The following is a 23,240-nucleotide window of genomic DNA, read 5'->3' as shown; positions in this document are numbered from 1 at the left end:
CACTGCTTTTTTTCAGTGCTTTTTATATCAGTATTTTTACCAGTGCTTTCATAACAGCGGCAGCGTGGCTTAGCCAACGTCTGCTTCAGATGAGGCTAGTAACAACCGACTCGCTAGAATCCACTTAACAATTTGATCCTAGTATACCTTGAGCGGATCGTTGAAATAAAATCCAAACACCATTGAACATTAAATTGACGAGAGTGTACATTTTAGTCTAAATTGAATATTCCATCATCATATTGATAACCGCTACGGAGGACTCAAGATGTCCAATGATCCATTGCTGCAACCCTATCAACTGAAACATTTACGCTTACGCAACCGCATTATGGTCACCGCTCATGAGCCTGCTTATTCCGAAAACGGTATGCCCACCGACCGCTATCGTGCCTATCATGTCGAACGTGCTAAAGCCGGGGTCGCCTTAACCATGACCGCCGGTTCCGCCGCCGTTTCATTGGACAGCCCGCCGGTATTCGATAACCTGCTGGTCTATAAAGATGAAATTGTGCCGTGGATGAAACAGCTTACCGACGAGTGTCACGAACACGGTGCCGCGGTAATGATCCAATTAACACACCTCGGGCGACGCACCCGTTGGGATAAAGGCGAATGGCTACCAGCCGTTTCCCCCTCCCATAAACGGGAAGCATCACACCGGGCATTCCCAAAGAAAATGGAAGACTGGGATATCCAGCGGATCATCAAAGACTATACCGATGCGGCTGAACGGATGGTGGCAGCAGGACTTGACGGTATCGAACTACAGGCCTATGGCCACTTGATGGATCAGTTCTGGTCACCATTGACCAACACCCTTGACGGCCCCTATGGTGGCGATCTCGATAACCGTCTGCGCTTTACCTTTGATCTACTCAAATCGATTCGCCAGCGGGTCGGCAATGAATTTATCGTTGGTTTACGTTACACCGGTGATGAGATGCTCTCCGGCGGGCTAACCCCTGATGATGGTTTATCGATTTCCCAGCGCCTTAAAGAAAGCGGCATGGTCGACTTCCTGAATATCGTCCGTGGTCACATCGATACCGATGCGGGCTTAACAGATCTTATTCCGATTCAGGGAATGCGTAACTCTCCCCATCTAGATTTCGCCGGTGAGATTCGTGCGGCCACTGAATTCCCGACTTTCCACGCCGCCAAAATCCCCGATGTCGCCACCGCCCGTTATGCTATCGCCAGCGGCAAGGTCGATATGGTCGGCATGACCCGCGCCCATATGACCGACCCCCATATCATCCGCAAAATTATTGCCGGTGATGAAGACAATATTCGCCCCTGTGTTGGTGCGAATTACTGTCTCGATAGAATCTACCAAGGCGGTGCCGCCTTCTGTATTCATAACGCGGCCACCGGTCGTGAACTAACCATGCCTCACGATATACCTAAAGCCGAGGTACGCAAGAAGATAGTGATCGTCGGTGCTGGCCCAGGCGGATTAGAAGCGGCACGGGTGGCGGCAGAACGCGGCCATGAAGTGGTGGTTTACGAAGCCCTAAACGATGCCGGTGGACAGATCCGATTGACCGCCCAAAGCCCCCGTCGTCACGAGATGATGGGTATTATCGACTGGCGTATGAGTCAATGCGAACAGCTAGGAGTCACCTTCCATTTCAACAGCTACGCTGAAGTGGAGCAGATTCAGGCAGAAAATCCCGATGTCGTGATTATCGCAACCGGTGGTTTACCCGATACTGAAGTGCTCGACAGCGGCAACGAATGGGTGGTTTCTAGCTGGGATATACTCTCCCGCAGCATTAAACCCGGCAGCAATGTTCTACTGTTTGACGATGCGGGGGATCACGCAGCCTTACAAGCGGCAGAAGTGGTTGCTAACAGTGGTGCTAAACTCGAAATCATTACCCCAGACCGTAGCTTCGCCCCGGAAGTAATGGCGATGAACCTAGTACCCTATATGCGCACACTGCAGCAACAGGATGTCACCTTTACCGTTACCTACCGTCTGAAATCCGTGAGCCGCGATGGCGATCAACTGCTTGCCACTATCGGTAGTGACTACGATGATGGCAGCCGCGACTTCACCCAGACCCGTCGCGTTGATCAGGTGATCGTCAACCACGGCACTCTGCCCTTCGATGATCTCTACTTGGACTTGCGCGCCCTGTCATCCAACGAAGGGGAAGTGAACTATAACGACCTCATCAATGGCCAACCGCAGACACTCACCAACAACAGTGAGGGGCAGTTCCAACTGTTCCGTATCGGCGATGCCATTTCGGCCCGTAACACCCACGCAGCCATTTACGATGCGCTGCGACTCGTGAAAGACCTCTAACACAGGCCCGCGTGTCAGGTTATTCCAACCGGATTAACCTGACCGCTTATCTTTATTAACCTTTTAACTCTTTTAACTATCTTAACTGACTGTCTTTACTGCCTCGGCGGTTGATACCCCCCGCACTGACCTCTTGCTGTTCCAGCTTAGTCTGACATTGAATACACAAACGTATACCGGGGATAGCTAAGCGACGTTTCTCGGGAATGACCCCATCGCACTCTTCACATTCGGCTAAACTTTCACCCGAATTTAAACGACTGCGGGCCAATTGCACAGCGTCGTCAACGCTTGCATCAATTTGATCCTGTACCGCACCATCACGTGCCCAGCCACCTGCCATGATCCACCTTCCCGTTTAATATCACTCTGGTTAAATCTGCTTGTGCTATTCAGCCCATCAAGGGTTATCCAATCTGCCGCGCTTTTTCAACGGCGGCGGCCAGTCCTGCATCAATCGACGCGGATAATGTAGAAGCCTGCATACATTTTAGCCCCGCAGCCGTAGTGCCATCATAATCAATCATGGCATCCACATGGGCTCGAGGAGAAGCCTCGGAATCTGCCAGCATCACGCCACTGGCATGAAAGAGCTGCCGTATCGCTCGTTCAGCAACCTTGGCGTTAATACCCTGATCGACCGCATAGTTCACCATACAATCAGCATAGTAAGCCACAAATCCGGGCACTGGGCCGATTAAAGCGGTGAACTGATCAATGTGCGACTCGTCAAACACTTCATCGGTCTGACCAATCGCCTCAAAAACATGGCTCACTGCAAGTCGGTCTGTATCGGTTATCGCCTCGCTGGCAAACCAAGGTGAATATGCCAAGCCTTTTTCAGCGGCAGGACTCGACATCGCCCGTATTACCCGACGACTGCTAGATAGCTGTTGCAGTTGTGCCAGCGTGACGCCAGCCATCACCGAGATGATCAAACAATCCCTCTTTGTCGCATCAATGTCTATATTACCGGACAGATGCGGCGGCACCGCCACGATAACGACATCGCACTGCTCAATAACGTCTTGGTTACGGGTGGTACGATTTATCTTAGGGTCAACGGCTTCATGATCAGCAGGAAGACGTCGACTAGACAACCATAGACGCTCGGGTGCCACACCGCTGCGTAATAACCCTTGGGCGATAGCGCCCCCCAACTGACCGGAGCCACCAATAATACCCACGCAAAGATTATCCCGCATATGTCACAACCCCCTTAAAACCCAAGAATCTATCGCTACGTTCACCCGATAATGAATGATCATTCTAGCCTATTGGCGAGTGAAAAAGCGCATCAAAAATCATCGCCGCCAGAGGCTGCTCCCACCGACAGATAACAAACCATCACCCTATAGGCGCCCTATCTCAGGACGATAACACTCAATAAAATCATCGCCGCCACAGGCAGCTCCCACCGACAGAGAACAAACCATCACCCTGTAGGAGCCCCGTCTCGGGGCGATAAGCCCAGATAAAATCATCGCCGCCAGAGGCTGCTCCCACCGACAGATAACAAACCATCACCCTGTAGGCGCCCCGTCTCGGGACGATAAACCCAGATAAAATCATCGCCGCCAGAGGCTGCTCCCACTGACAGATAACAAACCACCCTCTTGTAGGAGCCCCGTCACGGGGCGATAAACCCAGATAAAATCATCGCTGCTAAAAGCTCCCATAGACATATAACACGCCTATCCCTTGTAGGCGCCCCGTCTCGAGGCGATAAAACCATAAAATCATCGCCGCCACAGGCAGCTCCCACCGACAGATAACAAACCATCACCCTGTAGGCGCCCGGTCTCGGGGCGATAAGCCCAGATAAAATCATCGCCGCCAGAGGCAACTCCTACCGACAGATAACAAACCATCACCCTGTAGGTGCCCCGTCTCGGGGCGATAAGACTCAATAAAATCATCGCCGCCAGAGGCGCTCCCACCGACAGATAACAAACCATCACCTTGTAGGAGCCCCGTCTCGGGGCGATAAGCCCAGATAAAATCATCGCCGCCACAGGCAGCTCCCACCGACAGACAACAAACCATCCCCTTATAGGAGCCCGTCTCGGGGCGATAAGCCGGAAGAAACTACTGCTAGCGGAGACGACTCGACATTCAGAAGACAGCGCCTCCAACAACAAAAAGCTGTCACTAAGACGAAATAAAAATAAAGGGACTAACAGGGAGGGAAAAGATAGAGGGCAGCGCGGCGTTTCGCACTGCCGAAACAAACGAAGATTAATGCTCTGAGGTAAACAAACCACCGCCATTGCTAGTTAGCCCATCGATGAGATGAGGTTCAAGGGGTACTGTTTGATGGTTTAAATACTCTTTAACGGCTTGTGCCGGGTCGGTTTCATCGGTAATCACCGCTTCAATACCCATCAGGGCGGTCTTACCGATAAAGCCTTCACCCGCGCTGGCGCCAATCAAAGCGGCACAATCAGCTAATGGATGAGGCATATCATTTTTATAATGATGAAACACCAACGCTTTCGGTAGCGATATCAGTTCCAACATTTTCAGATGTGGCTTTCCCAACGGGGAGGCCCCCGTCATATCAGCCTTAAACACAATCCAGTTTTTACACTTACCGACATGTTCGGCTACCGTAACACCATCTCGGCTGGCTACTGCTATTTTCATCTGAATACCTCAATCCACTTACTGAATTTTTCTGATAATTGGTAACTAACGCGCATTAACAATGTGCGCCAGTTTACATAACTGACCACTGAAAACCCTGACTTCGGGCAGTTTTTGCGTTTTTAGGCAAAAAGTGGTCGTTTTTATTGAGTTATTATTAAAATATTGTGTTCAAGCGCCCCTCGATTGATGTTATATCAACCGAGCTGTAAACGTGGCATCGCATCCACTGCGTTTTCCATAGCGACATTCCACTGCTTACGCAGATCTCGCATATAGTCATCATCTTCACCAAACGAACGATAACGCCCGAGGGTCAAACTGCCATGTTGGAGAATATAGAGCTCAATCGGCGGCCCTACGGTGAGGTTACTCTTCAGGGTTGCATCCATCGAGATAAGTCCGCAGACCACAGCGCGATCAATCGACGTACTTTCCTGAATGACCCGATCTAAAATTGGCTTACCGTATTTAGTCTCACCGATCTGTAAAAAAGGCACCTGTGAGGAGCTGACGATAAAATTCCCTTGGGCATAGATCAAATACAGGGCGCTTTGCGTGCCACGAATCTCACCTGATAAAAGGAAGGTCGATTCAAACACCGAACCACCACCGGCTTTTTCCTGCACTTCCAAGCTAATGCTGCCAATATACTCAGCGGCTTGATGCATATCGACGACCGTGAGCAAGCTTGGCTCAGCACCGTTATTGATATCCCGCTCGATATTAGCGATCACCGCCTGTGTAGTAGCCAAATTACCCGCGCTGCACAATACAAACTGCCGCTCACCGGGCACACCGTAACGCCACATTTTGCTATAGCTGCTAATGTTATCGACGCCGGCACTGGTGCGGGAATCGGAAATCATTATGGTCGCTTCGCTTGTTCTGATACCCACACAGTAGGTCACTATACTCTCCTCAACACCTAAGAAAGGCCTCGATTGGCGGTCATTCGTTTGCTCGAATAGCACGAACATTCCGGCCTATATCGTTCAGGCTTTCTGATTTCGCACATTATAAGAGTTTTATAAAACAGAAGTGTTATTTATTTATGCTCATCGGCCTCTTTGGCTCGATCTAAAGTGACTGCTTAGGCGCAAACCCTTAGCCCAGCTGCTTTTCCAGCTCATCGACAAGATAACCCGCCTCGACTGCTTTCTCAGCAAAAACCCCCTGAGCATCAAGCAAACCACGGTTATAAAAATAAGGCCCTATTTCCTTAGCAAAGAACTCGAGTAAAAATTCAGCCTCAAAGCCGCCGATCTCTTGGTCCAATTCATCTTCAAAGTATCGCTTTACCTTGCTGACAATACGGTCGGTCTCATCTTTGGTAAATTTAATCTCACTCATTCGGGGCCTCGGCGTCGCTATGTAGACCACCTATTTTAATCTGAAAGTTCTGCCTAGGCGACCCGCCCTAGCAAGCCGATGCCCCATAGCGATCTAATGAATAGCCATAAAAATGCCCAAAACCACATCGCTGTCGTTTTGGGCGTCACTTCTAGCCTAAGGGTTAGCCTGCTTGCGTTAACTATGGGCCAGTTTCAACCCCACAATCCCCGCGCAAATAAAGCCGAGACTAACAATTTTGAGTATGTCAGCTGATTCATCAAACAACATAATACCCAATGTCGCCGTACCGACGGCACCGATACCCACCCATACCGCGTAGGCAGTACCCACCGGCAGAGTTCGCATCGCCACTCCCAATAAGAGGAAGCTCGCCACCAGCGACATAATAGTGCCGACGGTCGGCCAAAACTTGGTAAAGCCTTCACTATATTTCAGGCCGATAGCCCAACCAATCTCCAGCAATCCAGCCAGCACTAAAATAAGCCAATTCATAAACACCTCTCTGACAACGGGGTCGTCCCCAAATATGACAAGAGCGGTGAGGTCGTCCCCACATCAAAATAAGCGATAAGACGCTAATCCTGCGCCTCCAAAACGGGATTATAACGATGCTAAAGTCCGTTTTCATCCAACATATAGGAATAGCCGATACTCAAACACGCCGACTAGATTAAAACCAACAACACTTTTTAACATCATAGGTATTACAACCTAAGATCATTAACCCTGCTTTAACCTTGACCTTGTTATGCTTGCCATCTTAATAGACGTATACCCGTATTCTCCTATGCATAGCGTGAATACTCTGCTGTCTGAAGCCTCATCTTTTTATCGACTTATTTAAGGAACATTCCATCATGAAATACTCGCGCTATATCGGGGGGCTAGTACTTATCACCGCTTTAATCAGTGGTTGCCAGCAAGAGACGCCGGCAATGAGAGGCCCAACCGTTCCCGCCGTGTCCTATATTACGGTGACCAGCAGTAGCCACAACATTGACACACAGATGCAAGCACGGGTGGTCGCATCACAGGTTGCTGAAGTACGCCCACAGGTGAGCGGCATTATTCAACAACGTCAATTTGAAGAGGGTAACTTAGTCGAACAGGGGCAACTGCTGTATCAAATTGATCCGGCCAGTTATCAATCGGCTTATAATGAAGCTAAAGCCAATTTAAATAGCGCTAAAGCGGCACTGCACACGGCCAAACTCAAAGACCAGCGCTATGCCAAATTGATCAAACTGCAGGGTATTTCGCAACAGGATGCCGATGATGCTCACGCCGCCTACTTAGAAGCCAAGGCTAACATCGAGAAATATCAAGCGGCTCTGGAAACTGCAGCGATCAACCTTGAACACACCAAGGTCAAAGCCTCTATTTCAGGACATATCGGTATCTCTAGCGTCACCAAAGGGGCGTTAGTTACCGCACAACAAGCCTCAGCTTTGGCGACCATCCGCACCTTGGACCCAATCTATGTCGATATGACCAAGAGCAGCGCTGAACTGTTAAAACTGCGCCAACTGGTTCGTGAGAAAGACGTCACCCAGGGCACCACCGCCGTGACCCTGAAGCTAGAAGACGGCAGTGAGTATGATCATCAAGGCCAACTCAAAATGCAGGAAGTATCGGTGGACGCCTCCACCGGAACCGTTACCCTGCGAGCCGAGTTCCCTAACCCGGATGGTTTATTGTTGCCGGGAATGTTTGTCCGTACTCAAGTCAATGAAGCGGTAGATGAAAATGCCATTCTAGTGCCCCAGCAAGGGATCTATCACAGCGCCGATGGCACCGCTTATGCTTATGTTATTAGTGATGACAACCACATCGAAAAACGTATCGTACAGACCGTTAACGCGGTCGATAACACCTGGTTAATCGCCAGTGGTTTAGCGGTAAATGACAAACTGTTAGTGGAAGGCTCAGGCAAAGTCCGTCCGGGTAGCGAAGTAAAACCGATTCAAGTCGAAATGAATAGCAATGGCTCGATGGTCACCGTGGTAAAACCAAACACTGACACCGCCGCCATCCAAGGGGGAGCGTAACCATGTTTGCTCGCTTCTTTATTGACCGGCCCGTGTTCGCCTGGGTTATCTCCATCGTCATTATGCTAACCGGTATCGCCTCGATTATGTCGCTACCGGTCGCGCAGTACCCCAGTGTTGCGCCACCAGTAATCAGTGTCAAAACCACCTATACCGGTGCAGATGCCGCCACGGTTGAAAACAGTGTCACACAAATATTAGAACAACAACTAACCGGCCTTGATGGGTTACTGTACTTCTCCTCATCCAGCACCTCGGACGGTTCAGCCTCGGTCAATATCACCTTTGAACAGGGTACGGACCCTGACTTCGCGCAGGTTCAGGTGCAAAACAAGGTGCAGCAGGTTAATTCTCGCTTCCCTGAATCGGTGCAATCTCAAGGTGTTACGGTCACCAAATCAAACACTGATTTCTTACTGGTTACGGCGGTCTATGACACCACCGACCAAGCATCCGCGTTTGACATCTCGGATTACATCGCTTCCAACATGGAAGACTCCATCGCCCGTATCCAAGGTGTCGGTGATGTTCGCGTGTTCGGCTCACAATATGCCATGCGTATCTGGTTAGACCCGACTAAACTGGCCGCCTATGAGTTGATGCCCTCCGATATCACCAGCGCACTGGCTGCACAGAACGTGCAAGTGCCCGCCGGTAAGATCGGTGCGATACCAACACTGGCTAACCAAGAACTGAATGCCACCGTGACCGCTCAGTCGATGATGTCAACGCCGGAACAGTTTCGCAATATCATCATCAAATATGACGCTTCTGGAGCGAATGTACGTTTAAGCGATGTGGCTCGAGTTGAAATTGGCAGTGAAAGCTATAGTGCAATTCCCCGCTTAAACGGCCACCCGGCATCCGGTATTGCCGTGATGTTATCACCGGGCGCCAACGCACTCGATACCGCCACCCGGGTGAAAGATAAAGTAGCCGAGCTAGAAGCGAATTTACCCGATGGTTACGCCGTCACCTTCCCTCGTGACAGCACTGAATTTATCAAAATATCCATTAGCGAGGTGGTACAAACCCTCGCGGAAGCGATCGTATTGGTCGTCTTGGTTATGTGGCTGTTCTTACAAAACTGGCGGGCAACTCTGATCCCAGCGATTGCCGTACCAGTCGTGTTATTAGGCACCTTTGGTGTGTTGTCAGGGTTTGGCTTCTCGATTAATACCCTGACGATGTTTGGTATTGTGTTGTCCATTGGCTTGCTGGTCGATGACGCGATCGTGGTGGTGGAGAACGTCGAGCGATTAATGCGCGAGAAAAACCTCTCACCACGGGATGCCACCATCGAGTCGATGTCAGAGATCAGCAGTGCCTTGGTCGGCATCGCCGTGGTGCTCTCAGCGGTATTTTTGCCGATGGCCTTCTTTGGCGGCTCGACCGGTGTGATCTATAAGCAGTTCTCGATCGCCATTGTCTCCTCCATGACACTGTCGGTCATTGTTGCCCTGACACTCAGCCCAACGCTATGCGCTAGCCTACTCACCAAAACAGAACACAGCAGCGACGGCAAAGGCTTTTTCGCCGCGTTTAACCGGATGTTTGATCGCCTGACCGCCTCTTATACCGGCCATGTACAGGGCATTATCAGCCGCAAAGTCCGCTGGGTGCTAGTGTACGGCGTCATTGTGGTCATCCTCGGTCTGCTGATCGTGCGCTTGCCAACCAGTTTCTTACCGCAAGAGGACCAAGGCAGCACCATGTTCCAAATTAGCCTACCGGCGGGTGCATCGATCAAACGTACCCGTGCCGTGGCTGAACAGGTCGAGCAATATCTGGCTGAAAATGAATCCGATATTGTCCTGCGCGCCTTCTCTATTTCCGGCTTTAACTTCTCCGGTAGCGGGCAAAATGCAGGCTTAGGTTTCGTATCTTTAACGCCTTGGGATGATCGTACCCAAGAGGATCAAAGCGCCGATGCGTTGATTCAGCGTATGAATAAGAACCTCTCCTCCATCCGCGATGCGAATATTTTTGCCCTATCACAACCGGTTATTCGCGGCTTAGGTCAAAGCAACGGCTTTACCTTCGAGCTACAAGCCGCTGCGGGGACTAGCCGTGAAGAGTTAACCGCCTTAAAAGATGAACTCATCACACAGGCACGTCAGAGTGGTTTACTCACCTCTATCCGCGAGGGCGCCTTGAGTGTTACACCGCAACTTAAAATTGATATCGATAACGGCAAGGCGACCGCGCTCGGCTTATCATTATCCGATGTCGCCAGCACCCTCACCTCGGCTTGGGCAGGCACCTACGTCAATGACTTTATCGATGACGGTCGCGTGAAGAAGGTTTATGTCGCCAGTGATGCAGCCTTTCGGGCGAAACCTGAAGACCTAAATCAGTGGCATGTGCGTGGTAAAAATGCCGATGGCGAAACCACCATGACTCCCTTCTCGGCCTTTAGTAGCTCTTCATGGTCGAGCACGCCACAGAGCTTGTCACGCTTCAATGGTATCGCCTCCTATGAGATACAAGGCGCACCGGCCAGTGGCGTTAGCTCCGGTCAGGCGATGGACGAAATGGAGCGTCTAACCCAAGAAGTGGGCCAGGGTAAATTAACCTATGCTTGGAGTGGTTTGTCCTATCAAGAGAAACTCTCTAGCGGCCAATCGACTCTGCTCTATGCGATCTCGATCTTAGTGGTTTTCCTCGCACTAGCCGCCCTGTATGAAAGCTGGTCGGTGCCGCTGTCGGTTATTCTGGTCATCCCCCTCGGTGTAGTGGGTGCAGCATTAGCGACCAGTATGCGTGGACTGGATAACGACATTTACTTTCAAGTCGCGCTATTGACGACCATCGGACTGGCCTCTAAGAATGCCATTTTGATAGTCGAGTTTGCTGAAGCATCCTATCAACGGGGCATGTCGTTAGTCGACGCCGCCGTGCACGCAGCCAAACTGCGCCTACGGCCGATCATTATGACTTCGCTGGCCTTCATCTTTGGTACCTTGCCGTTGGCACTATCTTCTGGCGCAGGAGCTAACAGCCGGATCTCGATTGGTACCGGTATTGTCGGTGGTACTTTCACCGCCACCATACTTGGGATCTTCTTTGTACCAATGTTCTTTGTCTTGATCCGCAGCCTCTTCCCGAAAAGACGTCCGGTGTATGCCGACGCGATCAATCATGAGGACAACACCCATGACTAAGTTAATGGTTCCTCGCAGCATACGTATACTACCGCTAGCAGGTGCCATCCTGCTGGCCGGGTGTAGCTCTCTGGCGCCGGATTATGCCCGCCCAACATTACCCTTGACCGATGAGCTGCAAAACCAATCGGTTGCCGATAGCCAAGGCTTATCGAATCAGCAAGCGATGCAGTTGCCTTGGCAAAGCTTTATTAAAGAGGCGCGTTTAACTCAGGTGATCGAGTTAGCACTGAGCAACAACCGTAGCCTGCGCCAAACCCTGGCCGATGTTGAAGCCGCCCGTGCCAGCTATCGAATTCAACGGGCCGATCTGTTGCCTCAACTCAATGCGGGTCTCAGTGGCACACGCAGTGAATCGTCCGGCACGATCAGCTCAAGCTATGAAGCTGAGGTGGGTTTAAGCGGCTATGAGATCGACCTATTTGGTAAGAATCGCAGCCTTAGCGATGCCCAAATGGAAGCTTACTTAGCCAGTGAAGCAACGGCGAAAGCCGCCAAGATCACCCTGATTAGTGAGATCGCCAATGCTTGGTTAACCTTGGCTGCCGATCAAAGCGCTCTGCAACTCGCCAACGAAACCCAGCGTAATGCAAAACAGGCGCTGGCCATTACCCAGCAACGCTTAACCCTAGGGGTCGATTCACAGATCGATATGGTCAGTGCCGAGACCGTTTATCACAGCGCCCGCGCCGATATCGCCCTGTATACCACGCAAGTTGCACAGGACCTCAATGCATTGCGCTTGCTGGTTGGTGAGCACGTCGATAGCAGCTTATTGCCGCACGCCTTACCCGACAGTGATGCATTGGTGACGGACGTGCCTGCGGGGCTTTCATCGGCGGTGTTGTTGCAACGACCGGATGTGTTAGCCGCCGAACACAGTTTAAAGTCGGCTAATGCCAATATTGGCGTCGCTCGGGCAGCGTACTTCCCTTCCCTGTCATTAACCACAACCGGCGGGATCGCCAGCACAGTATTGGGTGATCTGTTCAGCGGTGGCGCTTCATCTATCTGGACCATCGCACCGAGCCTCAGCCTGCCTATTTTCGATGGAGGTGCCAATGATGCAGGTCTCGCCTATAGTGAAGCCCAACAGCGTAAAAGTCTGGCGGCCTATGAATATGCCATTCAAACGGCATTCAAAGAGGTGACCGATGCACTCGCTCGACGAGCCACCATACAGGCACAGCTCAATGCCCAGGAAGCCCTAGTGGCATCCGCCAACCGTCATTACGCCTTATCCTTAGCGCGTTATGAAAATGGCGTTGATAGCTTTCAAAATACCCTTGAGGCTCAGCGTACCCTGTATAGTGCCCAGCAAGCGTTAATCAGCACTCGACAGACCGATCTGGATAATCGTATTACACTGTATCGAGTATTGGGTGGCGGGTTAGCAGAAAGTGATACGACGCAGGGCTAAACTCGGCGCAACAGTGTCACATGTAAACAACCGCAAGGCCGCAGTGTACACTGGGTTTGGGATTAAAGGCCCAGAGGAATGAGGAGTCTTTGTTAAATGATCAACGTACTACTGGTTGAAGATGATATTGATCTTGCAACCACCATCGTCGATTACCTCGATATTGAGTCCATTAACTGTGATCACGCCAGCAATGGCGTCATGGGGTTAAACCTGATCCAGCATAATCATTATCAAATGATTATGCTGGATATAAATATGCCCAAAATGGACGGTTTAACCCTATGCAATACCTTGCGCGAGCAAGGTATGGATATCCCAGTCCTCATGCTAACCGCCCGCGACAGCCTAGAGAATAAACTCCAAGGCTTTGCTGCCGGCAGTGATGACTATCTGGTCAAACCCTTTGCCATGAAAGAGTTGGTGGCGCGGGTACAGGTGCTTGCCAAACGCCGCAGCGGTGAAGTTAAACGGTTGGTACTCGGTGATTTAAGCCTTGATTTAACCCAGCGTACCGCCCTGTTACAACAACAACCGTTAAAGCTATCCCCCCTCGCCTTTAAATTAGTAGAGGTGTTAGTGCGCGCCAGTCCTCAATCGGTAGATCGACAGCAAATTATGCAAGCGGTATGGGGCGATGAACAACCTGATAGTAATAGCCTAAAAGTGCATATCTATCACTTGCGCAAACAACTAGAAGCAACGACCAGCAACATTAAGCTAGAGACGATCGCCGGTGTCGGCTTTGCCATTAAAGAACAGCATGAAGGAGCAGTAGAGTGAAAATTAGGCCAAGCCTACGGCTGTATTTCTTTATCAGTGTCGTGCTGCTTGGCTCAGTGATGGCGATCGGCTTTTCGCTGTTAAGTGTGAATTACTTTATCAATGGTCTTGATAAAGGGATCATTGGAGTGATGATCGATATCGCCAAAACCACTGATGTTAAAGAGGGCCAGCCAGTTGATGTGATCGGTTTTAATGTCGCTAGTCGTTGGCAGGACACCCCGGAGATTATTCAGCAGCAGTTTGTTTCGCCACCGACAGAGGCCAATCAATTGCAGAAGCTTAAAGAACAATCGTCGATCTTTTCAATTCCTGAAAATATCTATTTTGTCGTGTTAGTTAACACGCCGACAGGCGAGCAACGCTTTGTATCCAAAGTCATGCTAGAAAAAAATCGAATGGCTCATCCCGGCGCTAAAGACCCTAAAAACCGCTTATATTGGGCTATTTTTACCGCACTGATCGCCATCGCTGTGTTTACCTTTGCGTTAGTCATGATCATGCAAAAAATTGCTAAGCCGATCGAATCATTAAAAAACTGGGCCAAATCACTCAACCAAGAGAAGATTAAAAAGTCCCCCCCGGATTTCAGTTATAACGAATTGAATGTCTTGGCCGCTTTAATTCAGAGCAGCTTAACCTCGGCACATCAAGGCTTGGAACGGGAACAACGCTTTTTAAGTTACGCCAGTCATGAATTACGCACCCCGATTTCGGTGATTCGTAGCAATGTGGAACTGCTGCAACGGCTGAGTGAAAAATCCCCTCTGAGTGATAAACAGCAGCTGACGTTAGAACGTATTCAGCGTGCTGGCCTGACCATGAGCGATCTAACCGACACCTTACTCTGGCTGAGTCGTAACGACGATCAAGACGTCGCCCTAACGCCCATCAACCTGTATGCAAAAATAAACCTGTTATGTGACGAGCTGCGTTATCTGCTCAACGATAAAAGCGTCACCGTCGATATTCAAGGCGCTGAGTATTCGCTACAGGTCGATGTCACCGCCTGTCATATTGTGCTTAGTAACCTGATTCGCAATGCCTATCAGCATACACAATATGGCCAGGTGCAGATCACCCAGCAAGGTAGCCGAGTGACAATCATTAACCGTAATGACAATACTGACTCCGCCACACCGCGACAAGCAGCCCCAGCCAATCAAGTAGCATTAGGCTACGGCTTAGGGCTGCAACTGAGTGAAAAAATCATCAAACGTCACGGATGGTTTTATGAAATCGCAGATGTGAAGGGCCAATACCAGGTTACTGTTGATTTTGCCTTCACACAGAAACACTAACCTAACTGCGGCCTTTAGCTAATCGACAACCTAAGCCTTGTGCAACTCGATACGATAAAGCGCGATTACTGATGTGCCTTGAGCGCCGCAAAATAATCCAGCCAAGATTGATGCTCTCTGCCTGCCGCTCGTTGATAATCACTTGGATTATCCGACTTACCTTCCCGAATACCCTGATAGATACCGGAAATAACCGTACCGATAAACTCACCTAATTCCGCCACACGATCTTGACGATAGGCCTCCACCGACATCGGCGTATAAACTAAATTCGTACCGAAGGCTTGATTCAGATATTCCGCCAGTTGATATTGGCTAATGGCGTCGCCATGGAGATTATAGGTATGCCTATTGTGCTGGGTCTCAGTTAGCATACGGGCATAGGCATAAGCCAGTTCTGCTCGGGTGGTATAGCCACATTTACCATCCCCTGCACAGTTAGTAATACCGCCGAGGCGTTTATAGCTGTCGATATAGTCGATGTCGGGTTCGATATAGATCCCATTGCGACCGATCACCCACTCTAAACCACTATGAATAATATCCGTTTCTGTCTGACGGTTGCTTTGTATCACCGGCGAAAAAGCCGTATTCTCTTCGGCCCCTTGAACACTGGTATAAACAATCTTTTTCACCCCGCTATTTTTTGCGGCTTGAATGACATTACGGTGCTGCTCGATACGTTTTTCTGGTGCATCCATCCCGGACACCAGCAACAACGTATCGATCCCTTTTAACGAGGTTTCTAAGCCGTCTTTGTCATCATAGTCACCGGGGCGGATTTCAACGCCGAGGTGGCTGGCTTTTGCCGGTGTTCGCGCTAAACCGATGACCTGCTCAGGTGACAACAAAGCGACGGTAGCATTAACAATTTCACTGCCTAAATGACCGCTGGCGGCGGTTATAGCAATTCTCATGGTTTTCACCTTATCTAAGAGCTGATTTAGCTCTGATGGAAGCGCTTGGCTTAAGTGCTGATTTAGCCATGCGCCATCGGGTTAACACGAGCATACGCCCCGAAGAAAAGTAACGCACTCAACCCTATAACTTAACGGACCCGAGCATTAAACAGAGACACTATAATCCTTCGTTTAATGTCTCATGAAGGCCTCTAAACTCTTGTAAACGCCCGTTGAACTTATCAACTAGGCGGTTCCTGTCATCACCATATCGGAGATAACGTGCTTTTAGGTCTTCTTTTTCTTCGGTACAGTAAGCCTCATCCTCATCATAACTCGCCTGTTTCTGGCGTTCTGCCCTATCACAATGCGATAAACATTTATAATCAGGGACATTTTTGTAATAACCCAACACTATATCTCGCACACGCTTATCAGGGCACCGACTAGCACAGGAATAATCGACCCGTACCGATTGACATGGCTCGCGAAGCTCCTCTTCATACCCTTCAAGTTTATCATCCAGTTGCTCAATCTCTTCTTTTAACCCACTGAGTTCTGTATCTAAAGCACGGTATCGCACAATCTGATCCGCCCTAATGTTCTCACGGTTATCTAAGGTCGCTTGCATCTTTGTCGTCAATTGACTGCCAAGTGAGGTGCCCGGTGGAATCTTGTGACTAACCTTGGTCCATTTTTGTTGCGTTGCCAATGCTTCAACTTCATCGAACACAATGGAAAATTGGTTAATCTCGGCCGCTAGCGCGGCTTTTTCATCATCGGTTAACTCGCGCGAATATAAAGCTATCTTATAGGCTATTTCCTGCAACGCTCTGAGCGGCTCAAATACTGCAATGGCATCGTCAGTATGGTTGTTTAGCGCCACTTGATAACGTTGTTCAAAGTCGAGAATATCGGCCCCCGTAAAGTGCTCGCTTTCAACTATATCAACGTAAGTTCTATCTATTGCTTTCATGTTGGCAGAGGTGTCTGCTTTCAAACCGAGCAGTAACAACTGCGTTTTATACCAATCATAAATCTCGTTTGACTCGAAACTGATGGCTTGGGCCTTGTCAAAATTGGCGATATTTTGTTGCATCTCATTGATAAATCTTGCGCTACCTTCAGCCGTTGCACCTTGTACACTCAACAGAGATTCGTATCGGCGAGTGATGTTCGACGGTATAGATATCGGATCTCTTTGCCGATCGATATAGCGCCCATAGACTTTTTCCAGTGACGCCATGACCTCTGCGAGAGGCTCAACCTCAGCCTCTGTCGCGACAGAAAAATGAGACAGCGATGTAAGTATCACGACTAAAATAAAGCTAAGGATCCCTTTCATTACTACCCCGCCAGCATCGAACCTTAACTGGTCCGCTGATATGAACCATATCGATTCACTTATCAATTTATAACGTCAACCAGTTGATGCGTATCGTCCTTGTTGATGCCCCACAAAAACGGTTGTTAACGACGAAACTCACCTAATGCATCCATAGCTAATGCCGCTTTATCGGTTTGAACAAAGATATGATCATGGTAATAGGCTGCGATGACATTGGCACTGATGCCTTTTTCTGCCAGCTTAGTCGAAACCGCCGCCGTTAAACCAACGGCATCAAGGCTTGAATGAACCGTTAGCGTGATACCCCTAAACACCGATTCAAATGGCAGATTATTGGCCATAGCGGCTTCCTTAGTGAGCAACAAGGTTAAACCCTCCTCCTCGCGATAGGATGCTAACGGAGCCAACTGATGAAAATCTTGATACTCACCCTGTACTGAGCAAAAGACATATTCGCCCGACATTAGTTTTGGTGACATCGACTCTAGCAACTTAGTTAAATTCGTTTCTCCCACCACAGGACTCTCCTTTATCGCTAACGGCTCAATAGACGACAAGACATTTAGAAAAAACAATATTGGCGTCTCTTTTGTAGCACAATAATCACACAGAACAACGTGCTTTAGAACACGGGATATTAAAAAAGTAGGACGCGGTGCAGGCAATCATCGGGGCCCAAACATCATCCGAAAACGCTGCCAGTTGATGCCATTTGTCCTCTTGAATCTACCCCTGATCTCTGTGATACCCCTGATAGCAAGAGATGGCTGTCCCTAGACAATGTTGATTGAACCACGACAATCACCACCTAGATCAAATGATGAGTGCCTGTCCCTACCTACTGTCGATGCCATTTGTCGTCTTGAATCTTACCCCTGATCTCTGTGATACCCCTGATGGCAAGAGATGGCTGTCCCTAGACAATGTTGATTGAACCACGACAATCACCACCTCGATCAAGTGATGAGTGCCTGTCCCTTACTTAACCTTACCCCTGATCTCTGTGATACCCCTGATAGCAAGAGATGGCTGTCCCTAGACAATGTTGATTGAACCACGACAATCACCACCTAAATCAAGTGATGAGTGCCTGCCCCTTACTTAACCTGTCCCTACTTACTCTACTTACTAAAACCAAAAAACGCGCCAAGTAGGCGCGTTTTTAGCATTCAGATGCGGATTAAGATTTCTTAACGAATTTAGTCAGAATAACGATGCGCGTACCGTTAACGCGACCTTCAATGTGTTCTTCGTTTTCTTGCACCAGAGAGATACCACGTACTGCAGTACCACGCTTAGCGGTAAAGCCTGCACCCTTAACGTCCAGATCTTTGATCAATACAACGTTATCGCCAGCAGTCAAGATTGCACCGTTACTGTCGCGGTGAATGACTTTCTCAGAATCGTCTAGATGATCGCCAGTCGCTTTTGCCCAGAGTGCAGTTTCATCATCCAGATAGAGCATATCCAGCAGATCTTGCGGCCAGCCTTCGCCACGCAGACGGTTAAGCATGCGCCAAGCAACGACTTGCACTGCAGGCACCTGGCTCCACATGCTGTCATTCAGGCAACGCCAGTGGTTTGCATCGGTGGTTTCTGGGTTTTCGATCTGACCTTTACAAGTGCTGCACAGCAGAACAGAGTCATCAACACCACCAAGTGAATTCGGCGGTACTTCATAAACACTCAGATTATCGGTTGCGCTGCATAACTCACATTTTGATTCGCTGCGGTCCCGAAGGGCTTGTTCTGTACTCATGTTCACTCCTGTAAATTGGTCACAATGCCTCTATCCCAGAGCCGCAGGATAGTGACGGAATTTCAAAGTCGCGCATTGTACCAGAAGATTGCCTCAGGATCAGGCCAGTTGCCTACAAAAAAGCTGAAGTTCGGTATCAAAGCGATGTTTTGGTTGCGTATTTAGCGAAAACCGAGTGGTTTATCAGGGTAAAGATGGTATTCCACCACAAGACGTGAACGCTTTAAGGCATTCACCATTGCGCCGATCTATGGCGGCATCAAGGTATTTTTAGGTGCACCTCTCCCTGCTCGCTTTGATCAATAAAAACAGAAAAACGAAGATAAACGCGCTGCAGAAAAGGGCTTTGATCCCTTTGATTTTTAATTGCAAGCTTAAATATGAATATCCGCGTATATTGCAATATTAAGGCGTACAGTAACTGTAAAAATTATCAAAATTCAAAATCGTAGCTGAACAACAAAGCATATAAGTTTTAAATTCCGAATAATATTTAATCGTTATAAATTTATTGGGTTATTTTCTCATAACGCTTAGATAAGGCTATTCTAAACTCATCTATCGCCTTTCCTTGTAACTTTGGAAAACGAATACCTTTGCCTTGAAGTTCTTTATAATAGCTATCTTTCAAAAGTTCATCTTTTATTTCTATTTCACCATCAGATTTTATTTTCAGTAAATCAAGATCAAATAAAGTATGAATATCAGCTCGTAACAATAAGCCATTGTAAGATTTGTAATTTACTGAGATGTTATGCGGAACAATATGAGCCGCCTCTAGTAAATCAACCACATTACATCCTGTAACCGCACATTTTTTCTCAAAAATATCGAGAAGTAATTTCCTAAACTTTGATTGACCACGCCTCTTTTTAATAATACCAATAACATCATCTTCATCTACAGGCGGGACATCTTCAATTATTCTTGGAATTCTAGGTATTTCATTCTCTGAATTACCATTCATCCTATCCCTTAATTCCTCAATTGAGCTAAGCGACTCTAAGTAACTATTAAACTCTTCTGCACAGCCAGCAACTTCTTCTAAAGAGAATTTTTTATTATATTCATGATATAGTTTTTGCTTTACTTTCTGCTGAAGCTTCTTATCATCAAACCTAATGCCGAAATAACAGGCGGTATTTTTATTAGGTTTATATATTGCAAAAGCTGGCTTTCTAGAACCTTTTTGTCCATTCTTGCCAAAGATAACAACTCTAACCGCCCCTCTCAATACTCCAGCATATGTATCAAATCCTGGAAAACTGGAGGTTAGTTTTGAGATTATATGCTCAACACCCTTTCGCTCTTGAGGAGAAAATACTTGCTTCCCTTCTAATAAAAAAAATTCAACATCTAATATATCCATAATAAGTATGCATCCATTTTTGAAATAAGACCATCAAACTAAAAATCCGATATAAACACCTATCTACAGCACAGACTTCCTGTTCGTGCTAACTATTTTTACTATGCTATAGGTGATACAAAACAAGCAACCAAACATAACAAAATTAAACAGAATATAGCAAGTATTATCAACCACATAGCGAAGGAAACTAAAATTAAGAAGCCGAGAATAAGTCCCAAAGCAAAGGGGTCAAAGCCCTTTTTGATCAATTTTCCTCGTTGGACGCCCTCGTTTTGCATATCCTACTTTACAGTGTAGCTGTCGCTCAACCTCGTCTCGAAATATATCATTACCCAGCGGGTACCTGTCTGCCAAGCTTCTCGAATACGTTTCATAGCATCCTCATCAACCGCCCTTTGAATAGCTCCTGATACATCCGATGCCTTTCTTCCTGACTCTTACCAAGTGCTTCATACGATGGGTGCGGTATGAGAAACTCGATATTTTTTTATTCCGCTGTTGTGGCAAAAGCTCGACCAACGATAATGACCAGGTAACTCAACCACCTCTGTACGAACCGGATTCAGCTCAATGTACCTCATTACCGTCAGCATCATCTTGAACTAAACAGGCTTTATACCGCCCCTCCTAGATTGAACCGCTCTTGCCATACTTATGATTAATATAGGATACATACCGTCTTCCTATAAATTGCATAAACAGACTAACGCTCTCAGTTTCACTCGGAGTTACCAATAAATGAATATGATTTGTTATCATGACAAAAGCGTGGACAGAAATAGAGTATTTCTTACTGCTTTCCTTAATCCAGTATGTGTATGTCGCATAATACTGAGCTTCAAAAAATACGGGGGGCACGTGAGTGACCACGCTGTACTATATGAACGGGTACTCCCGATAAGTAAAATCTCGGTTTCCTTGGCATTCTCTCATCCTTGAAATCGCCTGTCATAAAGAATTATTTTAGCATTGAACAATAAAAACAGAAAAACGAAGATAGTCGAGCTGTAAAAAAGGGCTTTGACCCTTTAATTTTATTCCTATTTGCTTTTTTCGCTTCAATAAATGCTATGAACGAAGTAGCCAGTGAGGCTATTGCTATCCAATCTGAAAGCCCTATCTCCATGCCGCTCTCCTCTATGCATAACGCTCCACTCACCGGAAATTTGGGAGCGAAGCGAGTAAATTTTCGAGTGCAGTAGCTTGTTATTCAACTATAACCACCTTAACGGAATTTCCGATTTCTTTATATTTGGCTCTATATCCTTACACAGTCCAAATATGAGAGCTTTGAGTGACTGTTCATTCAACTCACTGCTAACTGTGGGGCCAATTATCATTTCGCGAATCGGGAAGCCAATACCTGAAAGATCATCACAAGCAGCTTTTATTACAGTTTCATAGCTCACAGAGTAATAAGGAATAATATTCCCCTCGTATTCTCTGAAATTTAGGGGAGCAACGTCTCTATCAACTGCAGAAAGATGTTTAGAGAAATGAACTAAACGCCACTCTTTTTCTTCATGAAACTCAGGATGTTTTAGACAAAATAGGAGCTCACCCGCAATCAATGAAAAACTTTGGCAAGCTGCGGGTAGAAAATTATCGGTAACACTAGCTAGATCAGTACTCGCAGTTGCAATCCCTATATTACTAATAAAAAGATTAATTACTTCATTAATCAATTCTTTTTGCTGCTCTAGATCATAAATGACTCTTCTCAGCGCGCATTGCTTATCTAAAAGGCGAAGAGTATGAAAGAAGTCAAACCCAATTGCATACCCCCCACCTTGTCCTCGATAAGCGCGCCATTGACTTAGCAAATTGCCGTTTTCACAAAAAGATGCGGAATAGACAGACGCACCACTTTCGAAAGGGTTGTATGACTTCGAAATTCTAGACAAAAACTCAAGTTGAATCTCTGTCATGTCTGGTTTTGTCTTGATATCAGATATGCAGCTTTCTATGAGCTTTGATGCATATTGTAGCTCTGACATATCATTCATATACTTCAGGTCGGTTAACCATATTGCTTTAGACGACAAGATCCCTATAAGACCTCCAGCAGAAGTATAGTGAAACAGTTTATTCGGAAAGGGAGAATGTAGTTGATTCCATGTACCATTAAATGTGTCAGTAATAGTTGACAACGTCTGGCTATAATTTTCAGGCAGCTCCATCTTTAGCTCCCAATTTTAAATCAACACCATTACGAAAGTTTTCAATACACATACCTAATAAATAGATTTTTCCATTATCTATACCTATACCTGTTGCTGCACTCTTTTCCACAGTACTCAAAGTCAACCTAGATATATTCGGTGCCCCATTATCATTAAGACAACCCAACTTTGTTCTTTCTGGGTGTAGAATAATAGGATAGCCCCCGACTAAAAAAAGTGCTGATATTTCAATTTCAAATTCATTGTTTTCTATTCCATATTGCAGATCAAAGATTACTTGACCTCGTTCTTTATGAATAATAGATTTCCTTTTCTGACCTTCTAAAACCGTAAAGTCATCATCAACCTCCTCAATTGTATTATTTACTACTTTTGAAAAAACATTACCGTTTTCGTCTTTCAATTCAAATGAAACCCCCAACTCTCCGGAGTCTACATTTCTAGAAAACTGCATCAATGACTTACTATTTACAAGAAATGGTGTATGAACATTTCTATATAAAATTCCACCTATCATCGCAGAGTATTCATCAGTCTCATTCCAACCCATATTACTCTCCCTAAGGTGTAGTCGTGGTAGGACGGCCAGTTACCCGTACCGCCCCCACACAGATCCGGACGTGCGGAACTACCGCATCCGGCTC

20 protein-coding genes are annotated in these 23,240 nt (G+C 47.5%); 6 read left to right on the top strand and 14 right to left on the bottom strand.

What is annotated here, in order from left to right; translation table 11 throughout:
• Positions 1-268: 268 nt before the first annotated feature.
• Positions 269-2,317, top strand: a complete 2,049-nt coding sequence (locus ACN0T0_RS17220) for an FAD-dependent oxidoreductase (protein WP_417227968.1) — start codon at positions 269-271, stop codon at positions 2,315-2,317.
• A gap of 76 nt (positions 2,318-2,393) precedes the next feature.
• On the opposite strand, the gene ACN0T0_RS17215 is transcribed toward ACN0T0_RS17220, so the two are convergent.
• From ACN0T0_RS17215 to sugE, 6 genes are all read right to left on the bottom strand, one after another.
• Positions 2,394-2,660, bottom strand: coding sequence for a DksA/TraR family C4-type zinc finger protein (locus ACN0T0_RS17215; protein ID WP_417227967.1), 267 nt, complete (start codon positions 2,658-2,660; stop codon positions 2,394-2,396).
• A gap of 64 nt (positions 2,661-2,724) precedes the next feature.
• Positions 2,725-3,522, bottom strand: coding sequence for a pyrroline-5-carboxylate reductase family protein (locus ACN0T0_RS17210; protein WP_417227966.1), 798 nt, complete (start codon positions 3,520-3,522; stop codon positions 2,725-2,727).
• 1,033 nt (positions 3,523-4,555) lie between these two features.
• Complete coding sequence (locus ACN0T0_RS17205) at positions 4,556-4,963, bottom strand: NifB/NifX family molybdenum-iron cluster-binding protein (protein ID WP_417227965.1); 408 nt, start codon at positions 4,961-4,963, stop codon at positions 4,556-4,558.
• Positions 4,964-5,160: 197 nt separating this feature from the next.
• A complete protein-coding gene (locus tag ACN0T0_RS17200) occupies positions 5,161-5,874 on the bottom strand; it encodes a peptidase (RefSeq protein WP_417227964.1) in 714 nt (237 codons plus the stop codon).
• A gap of 196 nt (positions 5,875-6,070) precedes the next feature.
• Positions 6,071-6,316: a DUF2164 domain-containing protein gene (locus ACN0T0_RS17195; protein WP_417227963.1), complete on the bottom strand. Its 246-nt coding sequence runs from the start codon at positions 6,314-6,316 to the stop codon at positions 6,071-6,073.
• 177 nt (positions 6,317-6,493) lie between these two features.
• Positions 6,494-6,811 (bottom strand): quaternary ammonium compound efflux SMR transporter SugE, encoded by a 318-nt coding sequence (sugE, locus tag ACN0T0_RS17190; protein WP_417227962.1) that lies wholly within the window; start codon positions 6,809-6,811, stop codon positions 6,494-6,496.
• Positions 6,812-7,176: 365 nt separating this feature from the next.
• Here sugE and ACN0T0_RS17185 point away from each other — a divergent pair, with 365 nt between their 5' ends.
• The 5 genes from ACN0T0_RS17185 to ACN0T0_RS17165 all read left to right on the top strand — a co-directional run bounded on the left by ACN0T0_RS17185 (position 7,177) and on the right by ACN0T0_RS17165 (position 15,035).
• The gene (locus ACN0T0_RS17185) at positions 7,177-8,367 is read left to right on the top strand and encodes an efflux RND transporter periplasmic adaptor subunit (RefSeq protein ID WP_417227961.1); all 1,191 of its coding nucleotides are present in this window, start codon (positions 7,177-7,179) and stop codon (positions 8,365-8,367) included.
• 2 nt (positions 8,368-8,369) lie between these two features.
• Positions 8,370-11,531, top strand: coding sequence for an efflux RND transporter permease subunit (locus ACN0T0_RS17180; RefSeq protein ID WP_417227960.1), 3,162 nt, complete (start codon positions 8,370-8,372; stop codon positions 11,529-11,531).
• Positions 11,524-12,951 carry an efflux transporter outer membrane subunit gene (locus tag ACN0T0_RS17175; protein WP_417227959.1) on the top strand — a complete coding sequence of 476 codons (1,428 nt, stop codon included), beginning with the start codon at positions 11,524-11,526 and terminating at the stop codon, positions 12,949-12,951. Before ACN0T0_RS17180 ends, ACN0T0_RS17175 begins: the two co-directional genes overlap by 8 nt.
• Before the next feature lie 96 nt (positions 12,952-13,047).
• Positions 13,048-13,734, top strand: coding sequence for a response regulator transcription factor (locus ACN0T0_RS17170; RefSeq protein ID WP_417227958.1), 687 nt, complete (start codon positions 13,048-13,050; stop codon positions 13,732-13,734).
• The gene (locus ACN0T0_RS17165; RefSeq protein WP_417227957.1) at positions 13,731-15,035 is read left to right on the top strand and encodes a sensor histidine kinase; all 1,305 of its coding nucleotides are present in this window, start codon (positions 13,731-13,733) and stop codon (positions 15,033-15,035) included. The genes ACN0T0_RS17170 and ACN0T0_RS17165 overlap by 4 nt, the downstream gene beginning before the upstream one ends.
• Positions 15,036-15,100: 65 nt before the next feature.
• On the opposite strand, the gene ACN0T0_RS17160 is transcribed toward ACN0T0_RS17165, so the two are convergent.
• From ACN0T0_RS17160 to ACN0T0_RS17125, 8 genes are all read right to left on the bottom strand, one after another.
• On the bottom strand, positions 15,101-15,952 hold the full coding sequence (locus ACN0T0_RS17160) for an SDR family oxidoreductase (RefSeq protein ID WP_417227956.1): 852 nt from the start codon (positions 15,950-15,952) through the stop codon (positions 15,101-15,103).
• A gap of 160 nt (positions 15,953-16,112) precedes the next feature.
• Positions 16,113-17,180: a hypothetical protein gene (locus ACN0T0_RS17155; RefSeq protein ID WP_417227955.1), complete on the bottom strand. Its 1,068-nt coding sequence runs from the start codon at positions 17,178-17,180 to the stop codon at positions 16,113-16,115.
• Positions 17,181-17,404: 224 nt separating this feature from the next.
• Positions 17,405-17,800: an ACT domain-containing protein gene (locus tag ACN0T0_RS17150; RefSeq protein ID WP_417227954.1), complete on the bottom strand. Its 396-nt coding sequence runs from the start codon at positions 17,798-17,800 to the stop codon at positions 17,405-17,407.
• A 662-nt stretch (positions 17,801-18,462) separates the two neighbouring features.
• Entirely contained in the window at positions 18,463-19,041 is a 579-nt protein-coding gene (locus ACN0T0_RS17145; protein ID WP_417227953.1) for a PhnA domain-containing protein, read from the bottom strand.
• 508 nt (positions 19,042-19,549) lie between these two features.
• A complete protein-coding gene (locus ACN0T0_RS17140) occupies positions 19,550-20,410 on the bottom strand; it encodes an HNH endonuclease (protein WP_417227952.1) in 861 nt (286 codons plus the stop codon).
• 630 nt (positions 20,411-21,040) lie between these two features.
• Complete coding sequence (locus ACN0T0_RS17135) at positions 21,041-21,271, bottom strand: transposase (RefSeq protein ID WP_417227951.1); 231 nt, start codon at positions 21,269-21,271, stop codon at positions 21,041-21,043.
• Between the two features lie 356 nt (positions 21,272-21,627).
• Positions 21,628-22,593: a DUF2971 domain-containing protein gene (locus ACN0T0_RS17130; protein WP_417227950.1), complete on the bottom strand. Its 966-nt coding sequence runs from the start codon at positions 22,591-22,593 to the stop codon at positions 21,628-21,630.
• Complete coding sequence (locus ACN0T0_RS17125) at positions 22,580-23,146, bottom strand: hypothetical protein (protein WP_417227949.1); 567 nt, start codon at positions 23,144-23,146, stop codon at positions 22,580-22,582. Before ACN0T0_RS17125 ends, ACN0T0_RS17130 begins: the two co-directional genes overlap by 14 nt.
• Between the last annotated feature and the right edge of the window lie 94 nt (positions 23,147-23,240).

Origin of the sequence: Amphritea sp., assembly GCF_048266285.1 — a bacterium.
Taxonomy (GTDB): Bacteria; Pseudomonadota; Gammaproteobacteria; order Pseudomonadales; family Balneatricaceae; genus Amphritea.
The sequence above is the reverse complement of the archived record's forward strand: the minus strand, read 5'-3'. Positions and strand labels throughout refer to the sequence as shown.

Coding starts and splice junctions, on each gene's coding strand:
- ACN0T0_RS17220 (WP_417227968.1), top strand. CDS start 269: ATGTCCAATGATCCATTGCTGCAACCCTATCAACTGAAACATTTACGC.
- ACN0T0_RS17215 (WP_417227967.1), bottom strand. CDS start 2,660: ATGGCAGGTGGCTGGGCACGTGATGGTGCGGTACAGGATCAAATTGAT.
- ACN0T0_RS17210 (WP_417227966.1), bottom strand. CDS start 3,522: ATGCGGGATAATCTTTGCGTGGGTATTATTGGTGGCTCCGGTCAGTTG.
- ACN0T0_RS17205 (WP_417227965.1), bottom strand. CDS start 4,963: ATGAAAATAGCAGTAGCCAGCCGAGATGGTGTTACGGTAGCCGAACAT.
- ACN0T0_RS17195 (WP_417227963.1), bottom strand. CDS start 6,316: ATGAGTGAGATTAAATTTACCAAAGATGAGACCGACCGTATTGTCAGC.
- sugE (WP_417227962.1), bottom strand. CDS start 6,811: ATGAATTGGCTTATTTTAGTGCTGGCTGGATTGCTGGAGATTGGTTGG.
- ACN0T0_RS17185 (WP_417227961.1), top strand. CDS start 7,177: ATGAAATACTCGCGCTATATCGGGGGGCTAGTACTTATCACCGCTTTA.
- ACN0T0_RS17180 (WP_417227960.1), top strand. CDS start 8,370: ATGTTTGCTCGCTTCTTTATTGACCGGCCCGTGTTCGCCTGGGTTATC.
- ACN0T0_RS17175 (WP_417227959.1), top strand. CDS start 11,524: ATGACTAAGTTAATGGTTCCTCGCAGCATACGTATACTACCGCTAGCA.
- ACN0T0_RS17170 (WP_417227958.1), top strand. CDS start 13,048: ATGATCAACGTACTACTGGTTGAAGATGATATTGATCTTGCAACCACC.
- ACN0T0_RS17160 (WP_417227956.1), bottom strand. CDS start 15,952: ATGAGAATTGCTATAACCGCCGCCAGCGGTCATTTAGGCAGTGAAATT.
- ACN0T0_RS17155 (WP_417227955.1), bottom strand. CDS start 17,180: ATGGCGTCACTGGAAAAAGTCTATGGGCGCTATATCGATCGGCAAAGA.
- ACN0T0_RS17145 (WP_417227953.1), bottom strand. CDS start 19,041: ATGAGTACAGAACAAGCCCTTCGGGACCGCAGCGAATCAAAATGTGAG.
- ACN0T0_RS17140 (WP_417227952.1), bottom strand. CDS start 20,410: ATGGATATATTAGATGTTGAATTTTTTTTATTAGAAGGGAAGCAAGTA.
- ACN0T0_RS17130 (WP_417227950.1), bottom strand. CDS start 22,593: ATGGAGCTGCCTGAAAATTATAGCCAGACGTTGTCAACTATTACTGAC.
- ACN0T0_RS17125 (WP_417227949.1), bottom strand. CDS start 23,146: ATGGGTTGGAATGAGACTGATGAATACTCTGCGATGATAGGTGGAATT.